Origin of the sequence: Nonomuraea sp. NPDC050540, assembly GCF_044457485.1 — a bacterium.
Lineage (GTDB): Bacteria > Actinomycetota > Actinomycetes > Streptosporangiales > Streptosporangiaceae > Nonomuraea.
On sequence record NZ_JBITHA010000015.1, the window covers coordinates 277,530 to 295,231 of the forward strand.

At 70.4% G+C, this 17,702-nt stretch carries 19 protein-coding genes; 6 read left to right on the forward strand and 13 right to left on the reverse strand.

The annotated features are described in order from the left end of the window. Positions 1-27: 27 nt before the first annotated feature. The 3 genes from ACIBI5_RS39980 to ACIBI5_RS39990 form a co-directional block, all read right to left on the reverse strand. Positions 28-978, reverse strand: coding sequence for an endonuclease/exonuclease/phosphatase family protein (locus ACIBI5_RS39980; RefSeq protein WP_397254746.1), 951 nt, complete (start codon positions 976-978; stop codon positions 28-30). 28 nt (positions 979-1,006) lie between these two features. Beyond that, a complete protein-coding gene (locus ACIBI5_RS39985; RefSeq protein WP_397254748.1) occupies positions 1,007-1,720 on the reverse strand; it encodes an alpha/beta fold hydrolase in 714 nt (237 codons plus the stop codon). Positions 1,721-1,907: 187 nt separating this feature from the next. Next, positions 1,908-2,285, reverse strand: coding sequence for a DUF4267 domain-containing protein (locus ACIBI5_RS39990; protein WP_397254750.1), 378 nt, complete (start codon positions 2,283-2,285; stop codon positions 1,908-1,910). A 99-nt stretch (positions 2,286-2,384) separates the two neighbouring features. Here ACIBI5_RS39990 and ACIBI5_RS39995 point away from each other — a divergent pair, with 99 nt between their 5' ends. From ACIBI5_RS39995 to ACIBI5_RS40010, 4 genes are all read left to right on the forward strand, one after another. After that, on the forward strand, positions 2,385-2,984 hold the full coding sequence (locus ACIBI5_RS39995; RefSeq protein ID WP_397254752.1) for a TetR/AcrR family transcriptional regulator: 600 nt from the start codon (positions 2,385-2,387) through the stop codon (positions 2,982-2,984). Positions 2,985-3,046: 62 nt separating this feature from the next. Then, positions 3,047-3,589, forward strand: coding sequence for a pyridoxamine 5'-phosphate oxidase family protein (locus ACIBI5_RS40000; RefSeq protein WP_397254754.1), 543 nt, complete (start codon positions 3,047-3,049; stop codon positions 3,587-3,589). Then, the gene (locus tag ACIBI5_RS40005; RefSeq protein ID WP_397254756.1) at positions 3,570-3,992 is read left to right on the forward strand and encodes a PPOX class F420-dependent oxidoreductase; all 423 of its coding nucleotides are present in this window, start codon (positions 3,570-3,572) and stop codon (positions 3,990-3,992) included. The genes ACIBI5_RS40000 and ACIBI5_RS40005 overlap by 20 nt, the downstream gene beginning before the upstream one ends. 242 nt (positions 3,993-4,234) lie before the next feature. After that, positions 4,235-5,407: a tetratricopeptide repeat protein gene (locus ACIBI5_RS40010; RefSeq protein WP_397254758.1), complete on the forward strand. Its 1,173-nt coding sequence runs from the start codon at positions 4,235-4,237 to the stop codon at positions 5,405-5,407. 2 nt (positions 5,408-5,409) lie between these two features. Here ACIBI5_RS40010 and ACIBI5_RS40015 read toward each other — a convergent pair whose 3' ends face one another. The 6 genes from ACIBI5_RS40015 to ACIBI5_RS40040 all read right to left on the reverse strand — a co-directional run bounded on the left by ACIBI5_RS40015 (position 5,410) and on the right by ACIBI5_RS40040 (position 12,540). After that, entirely contained in the window at positions 5,410-6,201 is a 792-nt protein-coding gene (locus ACIBI5_RS40015; protein WP_397254760.1) for an ArsR/SmtB family transcription factor, read from the reverse strand. Between the two features lie 80 nt (positions 6,202-6,281). Continuing rightward, a complete protein-coding gene (locus ACIBI5_RS40020) occupies positions 6,282-7,343 on the reverse strand; it encodes a DUF917 domain-containing protein (protein WP_397254761.1) in 1,062 nt (353 codons plus the stop codon). Continuing rightward, positions 7,336-8,853, reverse strand: coding sequence for a hydantoinase/oxoprolinase N-terminal domain-containing protein (locus tag ACIBI5_RS40025; protein WP_397254763.1), 1,518 nt, complete (start codon positions 8,851-8,853; stop codon positions 7,336-7,338). The genes ACIBI5_RS40020 and ACIBI5_RS40025 overlap by 8 nt, the downstream gene beginning before the upstream one ends. A 20-nt stretch (positions 8,854-8,873) precedes the next feature. Next, positions 8,874-10,184: a purine-cytosine permease family protein gene (locus tag ACIBI5_RS40030; protein WP_397254765.1), complete on the reverse strand. Its 1,311-nt coding sequence runs from the start codon at positions 10,182-10,184 to the stop codon at positions 8,874-8,876. Between the two features lie 26 nt (positions 10,185-10,210). After that, a complete protein-coding gene (locus ACIBI5_RS40035) occupies positions 10,211-11,509 on the reverse strand; it encodes a hydantoinase/oxoprolinase N-terminal domain-containing protein (protein WP_397254767.1) in 1,299 nt (432 codons plus the stop codon). Continuing rightward, positions 11,506-12,540 (reverse strand): DUF917 domain-containing protein, encoded by a 1,035-nt coding sequence (locus ACIBI5_RS40040; protein WP_397254769.1) that lies wholly within the window; start codon positions 12,538-12,540, stop codon positions 11,506-11,508. The genes ACIBI5_RS40035 and ACIBI5_RS40040 overlap by 4 nt, the downstream gene beginning before the upstream one ends. An 88-nt stretch (positions 12,541-12,628) precedes the next feature. Between ACIBI5_RS40040 and ACIBI5_RS40045 the strand changes: the two genes are divergently transcribed. Further along, positions 12,629-13,969 (forward strand): PucR family transcriptional regulator, encoded by a 1,341-nt coding sequence (locus tag ACIBI5_RS40045; protein WP_397254771.1) that lies wholly within the window; start codon positions 12,629-12,631, stop codon positions 13,967-13,969. Between the two features lie 171 nt (positions 13,970-14,140). Here the strand turns inward: ACIBI5_RS40045 and ACIBI5_RS40050 are convergent, their stop codons facing one another. Continuing rightward, complete coding sequence (locus ACIBI5_RS40050; protein WP_397254773.1) at positions 14,141-14,917, reverse strand: SDR family oxidoreductase; 777 nt, start codon at positions 14,915-14,917, stop codon at positions 14,141-14,143. A 70-nt stretch (positions 14,918-14,987) separates the two neighbouring features. Here ACIBI5_RS40050 and ACIBI5_RS40055 point away from each other — a divergent pair, with 70 nt between their 5' ends. After that, the gene (locus ACIBI5_RS40055; protein WP_397254775.1) at positions 14,988-15,857 is read left to right on the forward strand and encodes a LysR family transcriptional regulator; all 870 of its coding nucleotides are present in this window, start codon (positions 14,988-14,990) and stop codon (positions 15,855-15,857) included. A gap of 92 nt (positions 15,858-15,949) precedes the next feature. On the opposite strand, the gene ACIBI5_RS40060 is transcribed toward ACIBI5_RS40055, so the two are convergent. The 3 genes from ACIBI5_RS40060 to ACIBI5_RS40070 form a co-directional block, all read right to left on the reverse strand. Then, on the reverse strand, positions 15,950-16,744 hold the full coding sequence (locus ACIBI5_RS40060) for a class I SAM-dependent methyltransferase (RefSeq protein ID WP_397254777.1): 795 nt from the start codon (positions 16,742-16,744) through the stop codon (positions 15,950-15,952). Then, positions 16,741-16,914 carry a hypothetical protein gene (locus ACIBI5_RS40065; RefSeq protein ID WP_397254779.1) on the reverse strand — a complete coding sequence of 58 codons (174 nt, stop codon included), beginning with the start codon at positions 16,912-16,914 and terminating at the stop codon, positions 16,741-16,743. Before ACIBI5_RS40065 ends, ACIBI5_RS40060 begins: the two co-directional genes overlap by 4 nt. A 169-nt stretch (positions 16,915-17,083) precedes the next feature. Beyond that, the gene (locus ACIBI5_RS40070; RefSeq protein WP_397254781.1) at positions 17,084-17,665 is read right to left on the reverse strand and encodes a dihydrofolate reductase family protein; all 582 of its coding nucleotides are present in this window, start codon (positions 17,663-17,665) and stop codon (positions 17,084-17,086) included. Positions 17,666-17,702 lie beyond the last annotated feature (37 nt).

A 17,702-nucleotide genomic window follows, 5' to 3' on the forward strand; every position in this document is an offset into this window, starting at 1 on the left:
ATCGCGCTGGGCGTCCTCCGCAGGACGCTACCCGTTTCCGGCCCGCGCGACAGCCCCTTCCTCAAGCGGGCGCAGCGTTACGGTCCCGGTGAGGATCCGGTGGTCGGAGCAGGCGTTCCCCGCGCAGGTCGTGGGTGACGGCCGCGCGTCGCCCGAGGATGAGGCGGCCACGTAATCGCCGTCGTGCGTGAAGATCATGTCAATCTTCGTTCCGGTACGGCACGGGCCGCCGCCGTCGGCCTTCTGGAGCGTGCCCTCGCCATAGCCGGGGCAGGCGGCGGCGTCGGCGTCGTCCACCTCGCGGAAATGGCCGGTGTTGCCGTCGTTGTTCGGAGTGTTCACCTGGGAGGAGTAGAAGCGGTTCATCCGCTCGAAGTTGGGGGCGGCGTTGAAGTCGCCCGCGACGATGACCTGGTCGCCGGCCGCCCGGTAGGCGTCCATCCGCTCGAAGATCGCGGTGAGCTGCGGAAGGCGGAAGGCGTCGACGAAGGTGGAGTGCGTCGTGCAGAAGCGCAGGCGCTTCTGTTCACGCAACGGCGCGCAGAGCAGCTTGCGCGGCTCATTGCCGTCGTAGGGCAGGGTGATCCGGTCGGCCGCGCCGAGCGGCTTCTTGCTGAACAGCCCGATGCCGTAGGCCTTGCCCTGGCACGGCCCGCCCGCCCGGCCGGGGATGGTCGCCTCGAACCGGGCGAAGTTGGCCGGATCCTCAGGCCAGCCCGCGGTACGCAGTCGCTGGATGAGGGCGTCGAACTGCTGCTGGCACAGCTCGTTGACCGAGGCGAACACCGCCCTGGCGCCGGTGATGGAGGAGACGGCCGCGGGGATGAGCCCGTCGGTGGTGGATCCCCTGTGCATGGTGTTGCCGGCGACGTTCCAGTGCCAGACCCGATGGGAGACCGCGGCCCGCGCCGGTGCTCCGAGCAGTGACGTTAACAAGGTGGCGGCGACCAGGGCCCAGGCCATCTTTCGCACGATCATCCCTCTTCCGTAGTGATCCACCACCATGTCACGGATCGAGATCGGCCTGCCGGGGCCTCAAGGTCGCGTACCCCACCAGCAGATCCGCCACCTGCTTGGGGCGGCTGAGCGCGACGCAGTGGCTGCCCGCGATCTCGTCCGGAACGATGCCCAGGCGGTCGGCCGCCAGGCGGCGCATGAACTCGGGCGGGAAGACACGGTCCTCGGCGCAGAGCACGAACCTCGTCGGCACGTCCGGCCACGCGGCCAGCGGCCACGGAGCGGCCGACGCGGTGCTCGACGGGTGCGCGCGCTCCTTGCCCAGAGCCTCCCGGGCCAGCTCCCGCGGTACGTCGTGGTAGAAGCTCACGTACGGATCCGCGTTGCCGGTCAGACCGCCGTCGAGCTTGGCCTGCTCCTCCGCCGCGCTCCGGTAGCCGGTGTTGGCCCACCAGTCGTCCGGCGACTCACCCGGCGACGGGATCATGCCGGCCAGCAGGACCAGCGCGTCGACGGGCAACCGATCGGCGACCAGCGGGGCGGTGAACGCGCCGAAGGAGTGGCCCACGACGACCAGGTTCCGCCTGTCACCGACCGCCTCGATCACGGCGTCGGCGTAGTCCGCCAGGGTCTTCGACTCGTCATCGCCCGGAAGGTCGGGAGCCAGCACGTCGTGCCCACGCGCCCGTAGCTCGGCCTCCACCAGATGCCAGGACCACCCGACATCTCCCCCGCCGTGAATCAACACGAATGTGCTTGTCATGCCAGCCACGCTAGGGGCTATGAGCCATCACGAAAAGCGATGCTTTCCGATCAACTCAATCGCCAAGAGCGATCAGCAAGTGTGGCACCAGGGTCATCGGCTTTGATGCGGTGGCGGCATCCGACTATCTCGATCTTGATTGGGCGAGGAAGGGCCTGCCCTGGCTGAGTGAACTGACGACGAGTGGTCACGCGATGAGCAGGAGTGCGCCGATCACCAGCATCACCGCCGCCGTGGCGGCGTGGACGCCGTAGGCGGTCGCCTTGGGGCCGTTGCCGCGCAGCACGATCGCCGCGTCGCCGACGGGGATGAAGGCGGCGGCCAGCATGACCCAGCCCAGCAGGTGAGTCGTCCCGCCGACCAGCACGACGAGGATCAGGAGCCCCGCGCCGATGTCGCGCACGCCCTTGACGGACAGCCAGGCACGGAAGGTGCTGTCCTCGGTCGGCGTGTCGGGGATGCCGAAGCCCGCCGCGGCCTGCGGTGCCCAGAAGAATTGGGCGCCCATGAAGATGACGCCCGCGCCGAGCAGTCCGGCGAGCACGGTGGCGATGATGCTGAGCATGAGGAGTCCTCTCGACAACGATATTTCTAGCAGCGCTAGATCTGATAGCGACTGTAGTCCTATCGCGGACACGATGTCTAGCGTTGCTAGGATGTCTCCATGTCCGCCATCAGCAAGCGCCGCGAACGTGAACGCGCCCAACGCCACCAGCTGATCATCACGACCGCCCGCGAACTGGCCGAGGCCGAAGGGTGGGAGGCGGTGACCACGCGAAGGCTGGCCGATCGCGTCGAGTACAGCCAGCCCGTGCTCTACAGCCACTTCAACGGCAAGGACGCCATCATGAGCGCCGTCGCCCTCGAAGGCTTCGGCGAACTCGCGGACCGCTTGCGCCATGCCCGGCTGGCCGCCCCCGAGCCGCCTCAGGCACTGCACGCCGTCTGCCGCGCCTACCTGGAGTTCGCGAGCGAGCAGCCCGCCCTCTACCAGGCCATGTTCGTCCTGCCCACAGATGTGAAGTTCGGGCACGCCGAGACGCCGCCCGCCCTGCGCGCCGGTTTCGACGAGTTCGTGAACTGCTTCCGCCCGGACAACCCGCGACGGGAGCTGTTCGCCGAAGTCACCTGGAGCGCGTTGCACGGCATGGCCGTCCTGTCGGAAAGCGGCCGCATCCCCCCGGACCGCCAGCCGGAGCGGCTCGACTTCCTCGTCACCCAGATCGCCGGCAGCCGTCACGAAACGTCGCACCATCGCTCATAGCGATTGCCTTGATCGAAAACCATCGCTTTTCGTGATGCGACGGCTCACCTAGCGTCATGACTATGACGACGTTGGAGCCGGCCCCCGAGCAGCTGTCCAGTCCTCGCGGCACGCCCCTGACGGCTCTCAGCTGGGCGGACGTACGCACGCGGGTGGCCGGAGCGGGCGACTACCTGCTGGCCACCACCGACCCGGACGGGCGGCCGCACGTGGTGCCGGTGCTGGCCGTATGGCTCGAAGGAATGGTCACTTTCATCACCTTCCGGCAGTCCCGCAAGGCCCGCAACCTCGTGCGGAACAACGGCTGCGCGATCACGGTGCCCGGTCCTGATGTCGACCTGGTACTCGAAGGCGCCGCCCATCTCGTCCGGGACGCGGCCAGGCTGCGAGAGGTCGCCGAACTGTTCCCGCACAAGTATCCGTGGTGGCATCCGTTCGTCAGAGAGGGCGAGTTCTACGACCCGGCCGACATCGCCCTCAGCGATCCCCGGCACGTCTACGCGATGGAGCCGGCGCAGGTGTTCGCCTTCGGCAAGGAGAACGGGTTCAGCGCCACCCGCTGGCGCTGCGAAAGGAATGACACCCATGACAACGATGACCGATGACGAATGGCGTTCCTTCGTCACAGCGGGAACGAGGCTGGCCCACATAGCCCTCACGCGCGCCGACGGGCGGCCGCACGTCACCCCGGTCTGCTTCGTCCTCGACGGCGACGAACTCGCCTTCGCCCTTTCGCCCGGAAGCGTCAAAGGCAGGAGCCTGGCGCGTGACCGGCGCATCGCGGTGTGCGTCAGCGACGATCGGCAGCCGTACAGCTTCGTGTCGATCGAAGGACAGGCGCGAACCTCCACCGAACCGGAGCAGATCAAACGCGTGGCGGTGGGTATCGCCGAACGCTATTACCCCACCCAACCCGCGGACGGCGTCGCCGCATCGTTCGTACAGGAAGGCTTCACCGCGGTGCGCATCAGCATCACCAACGTGATCGCCCGATCCGGCCTCGGCTGAAGCGCGAGAGGCGGCATCCTCGCCGGATGCCGCCTTCGGAATGTGCCTAGTGCCGGTCCTCGGGCCTGTTGCCGATCTCGATCCCCCTGCGTCTCGTCGTCTCGAACCTTCCCCATGACCGCGGGATCGGGGCGCGAACGCGGTGACACGACCATGACACGGCGCTGACGAAGCGTGAACATGGCCCGCCGATAGTTGACCGGCAGGCCAGTCGTGCTCACGAAGAGGAGAAGGTCTTGGTCATGGGCGGAAGCAGCCGAGCGGACACGCTGTTCGAGGCCGGGAAGTTCGAGCGGGCCGGGCGCGCGTACGAGGAGATCCTGAAAACAGACCCCGGGAACGTCCACGCCGCACGCCGGCGCGGCTATGTGGCGCTGCTCGGCAACAAGTTCCCCGACGCCGAGAAATACCTCACGACGGCACTCGGCCTGGCGCCCGACGACGAACAGACCAACCGGCTCCTGGCCGACTGCTACACCCGGCAGGACAAGTTCGCCCTCGCCGCACCCTGCTGGCACGCGGCCGGCGAGGAGGCCTACGCCAAACAGTTCGCGGCCTTCCGTGGCACGCCGTATCAGATCCACGGTGACCTCGCGCGGCTGCCATGGCAGCAGACGGACCCGTTTCCGCTGGTCGAGGCCTCGGTCAACGGCGGGCCGCCGAAGAGCTTCACGTTCTACACCCGCGTCGGCGGCCTGGGGGTGAGCGCGAAGGTCGCCGCGGAGGCCGGGCTGAGCGCCGTGGCCAAGCAAAGGATCGAGGCCTTCGGCGACATCATGTGGCTGTACTACGGGGTCCTGGAATCCTTCAAGCTAGGCGGCATCGAACTGCGCAACATCCCCGTGGGGTGGTCGGAGCTCGAGTCGGGCGGAGAAGTCGCCCCCGAGGCCCACGACGGCATGATCGGCACGTGGATCTTCTACCACCTGCTGTCCACCTTCGACTACGCGGGCCGGTCGCTGATACTGCGCCGCCGTACCCCTGAATCGGCCCGGAAGGCGCGCGCACGAGCAGGGGTCGAGCCGCTGCCGCTGTGGCTGGCCGGTGAGCACCTGCTGCACACCGAGGGCAGCGTCGCCGGCTCAGACACCGGTGTGGTGGCCCTGAACATCGGCGGTACCGGCGAACAGGTCGCGGGCATTTCCGAGGAGACGGCCAGGCGGCTGGGGGTCCGCGTCGACTACGACCGCCCCTTGGCCGGCTATGCCGGGGGCCAGCCGGTCGTCGTTCACCCCTGCTACCCGAAGGAGGTCCGCCTCGGCGGTGCCACCGCCAAGGGCGCCTACTGCTACGCGGGCGGAAAGAGCACGCTCGGCCACGAAGGGTTCTACAAGCTGGCCGACTTCGCCCACGCTTTCCACAAGCCCTACACCGTCACCCTCGACTTCACCGACATGAACGTCTACATCGCCTGAGGTCACGCGTCTTCGGGCAGCGGTTCGCCGGTCTCCAGCAGCGTCTTCAGGCTCGCGATCACGTTCGGCCAGCCGTGGCTGACCATCTCGGCCAGGCTCGATCCGGGCTCGAAGCCGTCGTGCACGACGGTGAGCTTCACGACCGGCCCGTTCTCCTCGATCGTGAAGGTGACCTTCGAGCGGGCCTCGGCGGACAGCCGCGCGAGCACGTCCTCGTCCCAGCCGAAGCGCTTGGCGAGCTCCGGGGTGACGGCGTGCCAGGTGTAGGAGAGGCGGCTGTAAGGTTCGGCCGCCAGCACGACCTGCTCCGGGTCGCTGATCTCCACCCCGTGGTTGTCCCAGGTCATCGGCGAGCCGGCGGACCAGTCCGTGGTGAACTCCGTGGCCCAGTAGCGGCGGGTGAAGGCGGGCTCGGTCAGCGCCTGCCAGAGCTTTTGCGGGGTGGTGCGGATGTAGGTGGTGTAGACGAAGGTCGGCGCGTCCATCGGGATCTCCTCCAGGGCGAGTTTCAGGTCCGCCAGGGCTTGGACCCTGGGCTGGTCGTAACGGCTGATCCACCGGTGGGCGATCTCGTGCACGGGCGCGGCGTTGAGGTAGTGCAGCTTCTCCCGGCCCCGCCGTACGGTGGTGACGAGCCCGGCCTCCTCCAGCACCGCGAGGTGCTTGCTGACGGACTGCCGGGCCATGTCGAGTCCGGCGCACAGCTCGCGCAGCGTCTGCCCGTTGCGGGCGTTGAGCGAGTCGAGCAGCGCGCGCCGGCTCGGGTCGGCCAGTGCCTTGAACACCTCGTCCATGCCGCCTCGCCCCGTCGATATGCAGCCGTTTAGCTGCCTTTAATTTAGGCAGCCAACTGGCTGCCTGTCAAGGAGTGCCTTCAGCCGATCACCAGCGGCTCGTAGTCGCAGTCATAGCCGAAGTAGCGAGGCCCGGCCAGCTCCAGCCCCTCTGGCGTGCGCCAGCGCGGGTCGCAGGGCGCGGCGATGACGGTGACACGCAGGCCGTAGCGCAGTGCCTCGGTCGTGACCGGTTCGCCGGACTCGGTGTCCAGGACGCAGATCAGGTCCGGGGTGGTGGCCACGATCGTGCCGTCGCGGCGGGCCAGCAGATGCTCGTTCTGGAAACTGAGCTCCAGCGCCCCGTACGACGACTCCAGGCGCGCCGTGCCGCGGGCGAAACCCCCGGTGGTGCGGCGCTCGACGTCGACGACCTTGCCCGCGAACAGCTCCGTCCCGCCCAGTACGGCCAGCGCGGCCCCGACCGGCGAGGTGTGCGCCTCGCGCGCCAGCCGTACGGCACGGCCCAGGTCCTCGGCCAACGTCAGCGTGGCGGGCACGAGACCATCGCGCAGCTGCGACCCGCGCAGCACGGTGTCGGCAGAGGACAGCTGGCAGCCCATCCGTACGCACGCCGCTCTGGCGATCTTCTCCGCCCAGTGGTTGGAGATCGCCTCCAGGACGAGGGTGTTGCCCTTGTCGTCGGCCAGCGCCATCGGCGTGTTGCTCACTCCGATGAGCGTGGGCAGGACCATCTGCGCCTCGGGGAAGGCGCGGCCCATGGCATCGCCGTCGACCAGGGGCAGTCCCGCCTGCGCCGCCGCGGCGATAGGGGTCATCGAGTTCATCCCGCCGACCTCGATGGGCACGATGTGCGTGGCGGGCCGGCCGATCACGGCCTCCAGCGCGCGCAGGACGGCCAGTTCCTCGGTCCCCGCGGGCAGCTTCTCCAGCATCACCGTCGGCGCGCCCATCGTGGAGATGGGCACGACCGTGGCGTCGGCGGGCACCTCCTCGATCGAGTACAGCGGCACCGGCCCGTGCTCGCGGATCGCCTCACGGGCGAACAGCTTGCCGACGTACGGGTCGCCGCCGCCCCCTGTGCCGAGGATGCCGGCTCCCCGGGCCAGGTCATCGAGCAGGTCTACGGTGATCTCACGCATTGATCTTCTCCAGGTCCAGGTCACCGACGGCTTTCACGCGGACGCGGGTGGCGTCGCCGGGCAGGTAGGCGAGCGGGAGCTCTTCCACGTCCACGATCCGCACGCTGCCCGTGCGCGCGCCCGCCCGCTCGGCGCGGGCGGTGGCCTCGTCCTTGGCTTCCCGCAGTACGGCCTCGCGCGGCCCGGAGAACACGCGATCCACCTCCCCGCCCACCTGGGCGATGGCGGCGCCGACGGCGTTGGCCACCTCGAAGTGGTCGGGCCGCCGCACGTCGGCGAAGCCGGGCAAGGTGTCGATGAGGATGCTGCCGCCGCCCACCAGGACGACGGGCAGCGGGGCGGGCGAGGTGCGCATCCGGTCGACGGCTTCGGCCACCCGCGCCTCGATGTCCTTGAGCGGTCCCGCGCAGGACACCCCCGACACGCGTCCCGGGTCTCCGATCGCCGCCCGGCCGGCGGCCACGGCCAGGTCGGTGGCGGTCAGCGTGGACCCGCCGAACACCAGCGCCTGCTCGGTGAGCCGGTATCCGACGCTGCGCGGGCCCGCCGTACCGTCGGCCGCGATGACCGAACCGCCGCCGATGCCGATGGACAGCACGTCGGGAATGCGGAAGTTGGTCCGTACCTCGGCGACCAGCGCCTCCCCCGCGGCCTCGCGCGGGAAGCCCCCGGCCAGGATGCCGACGTCGGTGGTGGTCCCGCCGATGTCGACCACCGCGCAGTCGCTCAGACCGGACAGGTACGCCGCGCCGCGCATGGAGTTGGTCGGCCCGGAGGCGAACGTGAGCACCGGGTACCTGCGCGCGTGCGCGACGTCCATCAGCGTGCCGTCGTTCTGCGACAGGAACAGGGGCGCGTCGATGCCCGCCACCCGCAGCGCCCGCCCGAATGCCTCGACGGTGCGTACGGCCAGCCGGCTCAGGGCGGCGTTCACGATGGTGGCGTTCTCCCTGGCCAGCAGCCCGACGCGGCCGATCTCGCTGGAGACCGACAGGTGGACGCCGGGGCCGAGCTCGGCGGCCAGGATCTCGGCGGCCCTGACCTCGGAGTCGGCGCTGACCGGCGAGAACACCGAGGAGATCGCGACCGACCGCAGCCCCCGGCGGCGGATGTCGGCCGCCACCTTCCTGAGCTCGCCGGGGTCGAGGTCGGAGATGGGGGTGCCGTCGTACTCGTGGCCGCCGTGGCACAGGTACGTCGCGCCTTCGACGACCTCGCGCAGCCGTCCCGGCCAGTCGACCAGGGGCGGCAGCGCGGCGGTGGCGGGCAGGCCGAGCCGGACGGCGGCGACCGGCTCCAGCCGGGCCACCTCGACCAGCGCGTTGACGAAGTGGGTGGTGCCGATCATCACGGCGGACACCTCGGTGGCACCGAGCCCGGCCAGCGCCGCGGCGACGCCGCCGGTGACATCCTGCGTGGTCGGTGACTTGACGGTGGCCAGGACCTTGCCGTCGTCGTCGATGAGGGCTGCGTCGGTGTTGGTGCCGCCGACGTCGATGCCGATGCGCATGGGGAGAGGAACTTTCTGGTCTATGGGGCGGGGACGAGTTGCTGCTCGCGGGTGCCTCGGACGAGGCCGAGCTTCCCCGCGACGATGTAGAGCACCCCGGCCAGGATCAGCGAGGTGAGCGCCGGGATGCCGGGCCACTGGTAGTGCTCGCTGAGCCAGCCGGTCAGCGCGGACACCACCCAGATGACCAGCGTGGCCGGAACCCAGGTGGGCTCCGTCTCCGGCAGCGTGCCCTGCTCGCGGGAGGCGTCGAGGACGGGCCGCCAGCGTCTGACGACGAAGTACTCGGCCACCATGATTCCGGCGATCGGCGGGGTGACGACGCCGAGGATCAGCAGGAAGTCGGTGAAACGTTCCAAGATCCCGGCCGCTGCCAGCAGGCTGCCCACCACGCCGACGCCGACGGTGACCGCGACCCGGTTCAGCTTCAGGCCGACGGTCGACTCGACCGCGTTGAGCAGGCCGAGCACGGCGGAGTACAGGTTCCAGTTGTTGATCTTCACGGTGGCCGAGATCAGCACGATGACCCCGATCACACCGGAGGACGCGGTGATGATCGCGATCACGTCCGACGACTTGACCGCGTACGCCAGCAGCACCCCCGCCAGGCCCAGGACGTACTCGCCCAGGGAGATGCCGACGAGCGTCTGCTTGACCACGTCACCGGTACTGCGGTTGAACCTGGTCATGTCGGGTGTGGTGACCGCGCCGACGATGTAGGAGCCGGCGACGATGGTGGCGCCGGTCGCGATCGTCATGGGCTCGCCGAAGGGCGTCGACGCCACCAGCGTCCCGAGGTCGTGTCGTGAAAGTTCCACCCAGATCGCCCAGCCCGCCAGGCCGAGGAACGCGGGCACGGTGATGAACGCCGTCATCCCCATCGCCTTGAATCCCTTGATCACCAGCAGGGTCACGCCGAGCCCCGCGACCAGCGCCCAGAGCCAGAAGGGCAGCCACGGCATGATCGCGTGCAGTCCGGCGGCGAACACGCCCGTCTGCACGCCGAACCAGCCGAACAGGCTCAACGTGATGATCACGCCGATGATCGTGGACCCGTACCGGCCGAACCCGGTCCAGCGGGCCAGCAGCGAGGTGGACATGCCCTCGCGCATGCCGGCGATGCCGACGAAGATGCAGACGACCTCAAGGATCACCGAACCGAGCGTGAACGCCCAGAACGCGTCCCAGAAGGACAGGCCGGCGCCGAGGGTGGCGCCGAGCAGGAACTGGGTCAGGTCCGACAGCTGCCCGAACCGCTGCACCGCGACGTTGAACCAGGAGTAGCGGGCGCGCTTGGGGACTCGCTCGAGGGGATAGTCCTCGTCGATCATCGATCTTGCCTCTCTGCGGGGGGTGTTCACCAGCGCGACGGCGGACCTGCCGCTCTCGCGCGGAGTTTGACGAAGGTGCCGGGCAGATAGTCCAGCGGCGTGTCGTCGGCGTGGATGATCACCGTCTGCCGCGGATCTGCCCCGGCCAGGACGGCGACCGCCCTGGCCTCTTCCATGACGGCGTCCATGGCGGCGGCCAGCCCGGCGCGGTCAGGCAGCCGGACGATCCGCTCGTAGTGGCCGCCGACCGGGCTGACGATCGCGCCGATCGCGCCCGCCGCCAGCCCGTGCTCGGGGTGAATGCCTTGCTGTACGGCCTGCGCCCCGCCCCCGACGACGACCAGCGGCAACCGGTCGGCGCCCGGTTGCAGGCGATCCACGGCCTCGGCCAGTTCGGCGTCGTCGACCGGTCTGGCCACCCGGATCAGCCCGGGGATGCGGAAGCCGACCGGGACCCCGCCGATGTTCGCGCCGCCCACGGCCTCCTCGGGGAAGCCGCCGGACAGCACGCCGACCCTGACCCTGCGGGCGCCGACGTCGGCGACCACGGCGTCTTCGAGCCCGGTCAGCGCGCCGGCTCCGCGCAGCACGCTGGCCGGCCCGCTGCCCAGGCTGAGGCCGGGGTGGCGGGCCATGTGCTCCAGGCTCATCAGCGTGCCGTCCCCGCGGGTGACGAAGACGGCGGCACCCGGGCAGAGCGTGGCCAGGCCGTCGGCCACCGCCTGGGCGAACCCGGACAGGGCGGCATCCAGGATCGTGGCGTTCTCGCGTTCCAGCAGGCCGAGCGAACCCAGGTCGGCCGACAGGGCGATGGGCAGGTTGCCCACCTCGGCCCTGATCAGCTCGGCCGCCTCGTGCTCCTGCTCGGCGTCCAGGGGAGAGAACAGGCCGACGACGGCGAACGCCTCGGCGGTGCCCGCCATGGCGGCGGCGAAGCGGCTGACGGCGGCCCGGTCGAGGGGTGTCCAGTCGTCGCGTTCCAGCCCGCCGCCGCCGTCCACGATCTGCGCGCCGGCGTTGACCGCGGTACGGAGATCGTCCGGCCAGCCGAACAGGGGGCGTACGGCCCTGGCGGAGTCACCGCTGATGCGCACGACGGCGACCCGGCGCAGCTCGCGCCGCCTGGTGACCGAGGTCGCGCTGCCGCGCAGGCCCACGGCCACCTGGGTGAGGTCGGTGGCCTTCAGCCTGTCGAGCGCCGATCTGACGTTGTCCACGGGCTTGTCGGGCTGCGAGGGGACCTTCACCGTCGCCAGCACCCGGCCGTCGTCGTCGAGGAGGGCCGCGTCGGTGTTGGTCGGCCCGACGTCCACCCCGGCCTTCATGACGCCTCCCCAGTACCCGCCCGGCAGGGGAATCCGGGCGGGTTCGGAGGGGGCGGAGGGGGGCTTTGCAGACCGGTGAGGCCGAAGGCCTCGGGGCCGGCCAGGCGCAGGCCCTCGGTGGTGTACCAGATCGGGTCGCACAGCAGGCGTACGACGCCGACGCGCAGGCCGTAACGCACCTGCTCGACCTGCACCACCTCGCCGGTCCGGGTGTCGATGAGGGCGATGACATCGGGCACGCACGCCAGTGGCCGCCCGTCCTCCAGCACGGCGAGGAACTCGCTGCCCGCCTCCAGCCTGACCAGCCTGCCCTGGTCGGCGCCGAGCCCCTCGATGAGGATCCCGTCCGCCGCCTCGGCGATCTTGCCGGTGATCAGCGGCGCGGGCAGGTCGGTTCCCAGGCGGACCGCGCGGCTGACCGAGCCGAGCGCGGTGGCGGTGGCGACCTGGCGTCCGCGCAGGACGTACTCCGTGCTGGCCACCTGCCCGCCGAACGCCTCCAGCGACGAGCGCACCAGCCGCTCCAGCCAGCGCCCGGTGACGTGCTCGATGACGAGGGTTCTTCCGCGCTCGTCGCACACCACTGCCGGGGTCGGGGCGATGCCGCGTAGTTGCATCACCGTCTGGTTCATGCCGGGGAAGGCGCGGCTCATGCCGTCGGCGTCGACCAGGGGCAGGCCCAGGCGGGCCGCCCAGGCGACCGCCATGCAGCCGTTGGCGCCGCCGATCTCGCTGGCCATGAGCGCGCCGACGCGTGTGCCGTACAGCGCCTCGACCTTGTCGCGCAGGTGCACGGGCTCTTCTGTCCCGGTGACCCGTTCCAGCATGACGGCCGACGAGCCTGCCGTACCGGCCGGCATGACCAGCAGGTCGGGGTCGAGGTCGCCCGCCTGGACCACGCGTACCGGACCGTGATCCTCCAGCGCCTGCATGGCGGCGACGCGGGCGATCGCGACGGTCCCGCCCCCTCCGGAGCCGAGCACGGCGCAACCACGCGCGAACGCGGGGAGCGTGTCGGTGTCGATGTCCACTCGCTCAGGCTACGAACGTGCAGACAAAGGATGGGTGTGCTGAAAGCATCATTATGTGTGATCTGTGTGCTAATGGCACACTTGAAGGATGAGCGTGCGGTTGATCGAGAGCCTGGGAGAGGTGGTCAGGCAGCCGGCGGGCTCGGTGCTCGTCCTCACCAGGGCCGCCTCGGCGCGGGCCGTGGGATACCGGCTTGAGGTGGCGTTGCGTGACGCGGCCTCGGCCGGGGCGGTGGCCCTGGTGCTCACCGCGCCGGCCACCGTCAGCCGCAGCGCGTGGGACCTGGCCGAGCGAGTGAGCGTCGAACTCCTCGACCCGCGCACCTCGGGCACCAGCCCGCTCGGCGCCGTGGTCGCGACGGCGTTTCGCGAAAGTCACGGGGACCTGGCCGGGCTGATCGCGGCCGTTCAGAGCGCGCTCGCCGGAGACGCCGCCGACTCCCTGGCCAGGGCGGCCCGCGCGGTCGAGGGGATCACCGGGGCGGGCGGCGTACCGGAACGGATCGCCGAGGAGGTCGGCGCCGCGATGGGCGTCACCGTCGACCCCGACTTCACCACCGCCCGCGGTCCGGGCGGACATCGGGCCGACGCCACCGAGATCGTGCTCCGCCTCGCCGCGCTGGCCGCGGCCGCGGGCGCCGTCGACGAACTGCCCGCCCGCTCACGAGCCCACCTGCTGACCGAACTGCTCGTCGCCCCGGAGAAGCAGGCCCAGGAACTGGTCCCGCGCGCCAGGGCCCTGGGGCTGCCGATCGACGACTGGCACGTCATCCTGCGGTTCGAGCCGGTGATGGACGAGGGGCCCGACCGCTACGCCGTACTCGACACCCTCGCCTCCCGTGCCACCCGGGCCGTGCGCGAGCTCGCCGGCCCCTCGTGGAACGCCGCCCTCGCGGGCGACGCACTCGTGGTCGTCCGTACGGTCCCCCGCGACCAGGGCAGCATGGGCCTACGGCAGGCGGTACGCGAGGCCGGGGCCCTGCTGGAACGGGTCCGCCCCGCCGGCGCCAAGGTGCGGTGCGGGGTTTCCACCTGCCACGAAGGGGTGCTCGGCCTGCGTACCTGCGCCTCCGAGGCCCGGACGGCACTGCGCAGAGACAGGACGGAACCACTGGCCACGTACGACCTGTCCGGCCTGGACCGGATGCTGGAAGAGTGGTACTCCTCCGACACCGCCCAGCAGGCGGTCAGGGACCTGCTGCAGCCGCTCCTCGACCTGCCCGGCGGCCAGCCCAAACGGCTGATCACGATCCTGCGCGCCTACCTGGACCACCACGGCTCCCCCGCCAAGGCGGCCGAAGAGGTGAACCTCCACAGAAACGCCGTCAGCCGCAACATCCGCCGCATAGAAACCCTGCTGAAGGCCGACCTGAACAACCCACAGCAGCGCCTGGCCCTCCAGCTCGCCTGCCGCGCCGCCCAGGTCTAGTTCACGACCCGCGCTCCAAGGCCTGGCCTCGCACCCGACCGGCTCCGGAAGGATTCGGTGACACCCTTGACGGTGTCGCCCGTGAACCGCTCGATCGCCGCGATGCGGCAGCCTGATCCCGCGCCGGCTCGATTGGTGCGACGACCGGCCATCAGCGGTCTGATCAGCGACTCACCAGGGGATGACGCCGTCCAGCGAGTCCGGGCCGCGGAAGGCACCGGTGGGCCCGTCGGCGGGGATCGTCGCGAGCAGGGTCGCGACAACGGCACCGTCGGCAGGGGTACGGTCCCCGCGAGGGAAGGTCGCGGCGGCATTCTGGTCGGTGGGCACCAGACCCGGGCTGACGGCGTTGACCTTGATGCCCGCGGAGCGGAGCGAATGGGCATAGATCAGCGTCAGGGCGTTGAGCGCTGCCTTGGACGAACTGTAGGCGAGGAACGCCCGGGCCGAGAGCGGGCTCGTCGGGTCACTCATGAGCGTGAGCGACCCGAGACCGCTGGACATGTTGACGATCCGCGGATTGGGAGAACGGCGGAGCAGCGGAACACAGGCTGACGTGACCGTGACGACGCCGAAGACGTTGACCTCGTAGGTCTCGCGGAGTTGCGCGGCCGTGATGTCGGTGGTCCGGAGACCCCACTCGAGCATGACGCCGGCGTTGTTGATGAGCACGTCCAGCCGTCCCGCCTCGGCCTCGATCCGGTCTACGGCGGCCTCGACGGACCCTGGATCGGTCACATCGAGCTGCACGAACCGGATATCCAGGCCACCGCTCCCGCTGGGATCGGCGGCCGGCTCCGTCTTGAGTTCCTTCACGGCCGAGTGGCCGAGCCCCGGATCGCGGGCGCCGAGGAACACGGTCAAGCCCTGCTGGGCGAGGCTATGGACGATCTGCCGGCCGATGCCTTTGTTGCCGCCGGTGACAAGGGCGACTTCCTTCGCGGTCATGCCTCCAACCCCAGCGGCCGGAGCGCCGGAAGGCGAAGTCCGATGGGGTGCCGCCCCATACCCTGCTGGTATGCCCAAGCCGGAAATCCGCGAACTGCGCTACTTCTGTGCCGCCGCCGAGGAGCTGAACATCACGCGTGCCGCTGAGCGGCTCGGCATCGCTCAGCCGCCTTTGTCCAGGGCGATACGCCAGCTGGAGCGCAGGCTCGGTGTCGCCCTCTTCGATCGCACCCGGCACCGGCTGGCGCTGACCCAGGCTGGTGAGACCCTGGTCAAGGAAGCGGCTGTCGTCCTCGGAGCCCTCGATGCCGCGGTGCGCCGGACACAGCGTGCGGGCCGTCCCGGCCGCGGCCTCCTCGTCACCGCCAAGCCGGGGGTGGCCACGGAGTTGCTGCGCCGGATCTGCGAACGATCCGGTGCGGAACCGGACGCGCCGGAGCTCCGGGTCGTGGTGAGCGGATTCGGCGAACAGGCCGACATGGTTCGCGACGGGCGCGCGGACGTGGCGATCGCGGGATGCTTCAACGGCCAGGGCCTTGACACCGAACTGCTGAGGACCGAACCCCGCATCGCGGCCCTGGCCTCCGGGCACGAGCTCGCAACGCGCGAGGTCCTCAGCACCGCCGACCTGATCACCGAGCCGGCGCCCCAATGGAGTGACTCAACCGTCGTCGACCGCGACTACTGGCTGGGAAACCCGGATCGGCCGGCCGGCGGCCCTGTCGTGCGGGACACCGCCCAGTTGCTGGAGGTGATCGCCCTGGGCCAGGCGGTCGCGTTGGTGCCGGCTTCGCTGGCCGCCAGGAACGTGCGCCCCGACGTGACCTACCGCCCGGTGCGCGACGCGGCGCCGTACCAGACCCTGGCCCTCTGGCCGGCCGGCAGCCGGTCACCCTCGATCGCGTGGTTCGTCAAGACGGCCCTGGAAGACGCCCGCTGACACCGGCCTCCCCCGCGGCGCCGGCCCGGCAGCGGCAGAGACTCCCCAACAGCTCGCGGAGCGGGTTACGCGGGGCTGTGGCGGGTTGTCGATCAGCGGCGGGCGACGATGTGGCGGGCACGCGGTTGGTGGTGCCATTCACCGGCCGGGGCGCGACGGAGGAATTCCTCGCGCAGTTGGTTGACGAAGGCATCGCCGCGGGCCGTGGCGAGCGCCCGAAGCGGCCCGGATCGGGTGTGGGCGTCGAAGAACGTCGTCGCATCCGGGTGGGACATGGGGTAGGACAGATGCTCATCTCGCTCGATCACGAGGCCTTGCGCGGTCGACGCCGGCAGGAGCCGGCGTTCCCAGGAGCTGTCCCCGGCGGGCACACGCGCTCGCAGGACGTCGGCAAGGAGCGCGAACGGCCCGTCCTCCTCGGTGATGCCGGGCCAGAAGACGACAGACAGGCGTCCGCCAGGGCACAGCGCGGCGGCCCACGACCGGATGGCGAGGTCGGGTTCGGGCAACTGCTGAAGCCCGAACACCGACACCACGGCCGCGCACGTGCCCGACCACCGCGGGTCGAGGGTCGAGGCGTCGCCCTGGACGACAGCCGCCTGCCGATGGCGGGCGGCGCGCTCGCGGGCCCGGCGGACCATGCCGGCGGACAGGTCGATGCCGACAGTCTCGCGCCCGGGAAGGTGCTCGCTCAGCGCGTCCAGCTCCGGAAAGGTCCCACAGCACGGGACCAGGACCGGCCCTTCGGGCAGTGGCCCGTGGGTGAGCGCCCGCACCGCGGTGGCCACCCAGGGGGCGAAGCGGGGAACGTAATACGCCTCGTACCCGTCGGCGGCCTCGTCCCAGCCCCGGGCCAACCGGGCGAGCCGTTCAGCATGCTCGGTCACCGCGCGTCCCCCATCCGCCCGGTGGCCACCATGAGCAGGTCGCCTGCCGGTCCTCGGATCTCGTCCGGCCCCTCGCCGCCCGACCAGTCGCCGTCGGCGGCGGCCGGCCGCATACCCCGCAGGCCGAGTCGTTCGGCCTTTACCCCGGCAAGGATCTCATCACATCGCATGTCGGACTCTCCTGAAGTCACGTGGGTTCTCCGTGCGCAGCCGTCAGGACACCTCGGTGGACCAGACGAGATGAGCGCGGTCCGGGAACGGAGCGGGGCGACTCCGTTGGCGCGTACACGAGCACCGGTGCGCGACACACCGACGCGGGCGAGGCCGCTGTCGAGGTCTCTATTTCTTGACCCGGTAACGCAGGTGGGTGACTCCGGTGCCTTCGACGACCGCGATGGGCCCGTCGAACTGCACCGGTGCGGTGCCGAGCTCGCCGAACAGCGTCTTACCGCCGCCCAGCACGACCGGTACCAACTCGACGCCGACCTCGTCGAGCAGACCGGCCTCCAGGCACTGCCGGGCCATTTGCCCACCGTTGACGGCGACGTTCTTGTCCCCGGCCAATTCCTTGGCCTTGGCCACCGCCGCCTCGATGCCGTCGGTGACGAAGACGAAGTTGTCATCGTCGTCCGGACGGTCGTCGGGGCGCCGGTGGGTGAGCACCACTGTGGTCACGTCCATCGGGTGGCGCCCGCCCCAGGCGTTGGTCATGTCGAAGAGGTGCCGGCCGACGATCAGCGCGCCGGTGTCGTCCCATTCGGGCTTGACCAGCGCGGCGCTGGCCGCGGAGATGCGCAGCCGGGGCGGAATCTCGACCTCGCCGTTGCCGTACCACTGGAACAGCAGGTCGAACCCGCTTTCTCCGGGTCCGGCGATGTAGCCGTCGAGCGATATCGTCGCGCCAGTGGTGACCTTGCCCATCGCGTTGTCTCCTTCGTTTTCGTGAACCCGACCAGGC

Excerpts from the sequence above, each read along its gene's own strand:
- ACIBI5_RS40010 (WP_397254758.1), top strand. The coding sequence starts at position 4,235 with ATGGGCGGAAGCAGCCGAGCGGACACGCTGTTCGAGGCCGGGAAGTTC.
- ACIBI5_RS40070 (WP_397254781.1), bottom strand. The coding sequence starts at position 17,665 with ATGGGCAAGGTCACCACTGGCGCGACGATATCGCTCGACGGCTACATC.
- ACIBI5_RS40055 (WP_397254775.1), top strand. The coding sequence starts at position 14,988 with ATGCCCAAGCCGGAAATCCGCGAACTGCGCTACTTCTGTGCCGCCGCC.
- ACIBI5_RS40030 (WP_397254765.1), bottom strand. The coding sequence starts at position 10,184 with ATGATCGACGAGGACTATCCCCTCGAGCGAGTCCCCAAGCGCGCCCGC.
- ACIBI5_RS40000 (WP_397254754.1), top strand. The coding sequence starts at position 3,047 with ATGACGACGTTGGAGCCGGCCCCCGAGCAGCTGTCCAGTCCTCGCGGC.
- ACIBI5_RS39980 (WP_397254746.1), bottom strand. The coding sequence starts at position 978 with ATGATCGTGCGAAAGATGGCCTGGGCCCTGGTCGCCGCCACCTTGTTA.
- ACIBI5_RS40035 (WP_397254767.1), bottom strand. The coding sequence starts at position 11,509 with ATGAAGGCCGGGGTGGACGTCGGGCCGACCAACACCGACGCGGCCCTC.
- ACIBI5_RS39995 (WP_397254752.1), top strand. The coding sequence starts at position 2,385 with ATGTCCGCCATCAGCAAGCGCCGCGAACGTGAACGCGCCCAACGCCAC.
- ACIBI5_RS40065 (WP_397254779.1), bottom strand. The coding sequence starts at position 16,914 with ATGCGATGTGATGAGATCCTTGCCGGGGTAAAGGCCGAACGACTCGGC.
- ACIBI5_RS39985 (WP_397254748.1), bottom strand. The coding sequence starts at position 1,720 with ATGACAAGCACATTCGTGTTGATTCACGGCGGGGGAGATGTCGGGTGG.
- ACIBI5_RS40020 (WP_397254761.1), bottom strand. The coding sequence starts at position 7,343 with ATGCGTGAGATCACCGTAGACCTGCTCGATGACCTGGCCCGGGGAGCC.
- ACIBI5_RS40045 (WP_397254771.1), top strand. The coding sequence starts at position 12,629 with ATGAGCGTGCGGTTGATCGAGAGCCTGGGAGAGGTGGTCAGGCAGCCG.
- ACIBI5_RS40025 (WP_397254763.1), bottom strand. The coding sequence starts at position 8,853 with ATGCGCATCGGCATCGACGTCGGCGGCACCAACACCGACGCAGCCCTC.
- ACIBI5_RS40005 (WP_397254756.1), top strand. The coding sequence starts at position 3,570 with ATGACAACGATGACCGATGACGAATGGCGTTCCTTCGTCACAGCGGGA.
- ACIBI5_RS40050 (WP_397254773.1), bottom strand. The coding sequence starts at position 14,917 with ATGACCGCGAAGGAAGTCGCCCTTGTCACCGGCGGCAACAAAGGCATC.
- ACIBI5_RS40015 (WP_397254760.1), bottom strand. The coding sequence starts at position 6,201 with ATGGACGAGGTGTTCAAGGCACTGGCCGACCCGAGCCGGCGCGCGCTG.
- ACIBI5_RS39990 (WP_397254750.1), bottom strand. The coding sequence starts at position 2,285 with ATGCTCAGCATCATCGCCACCGTGCTCGCCGGACTGCTCGGCGCGGGC.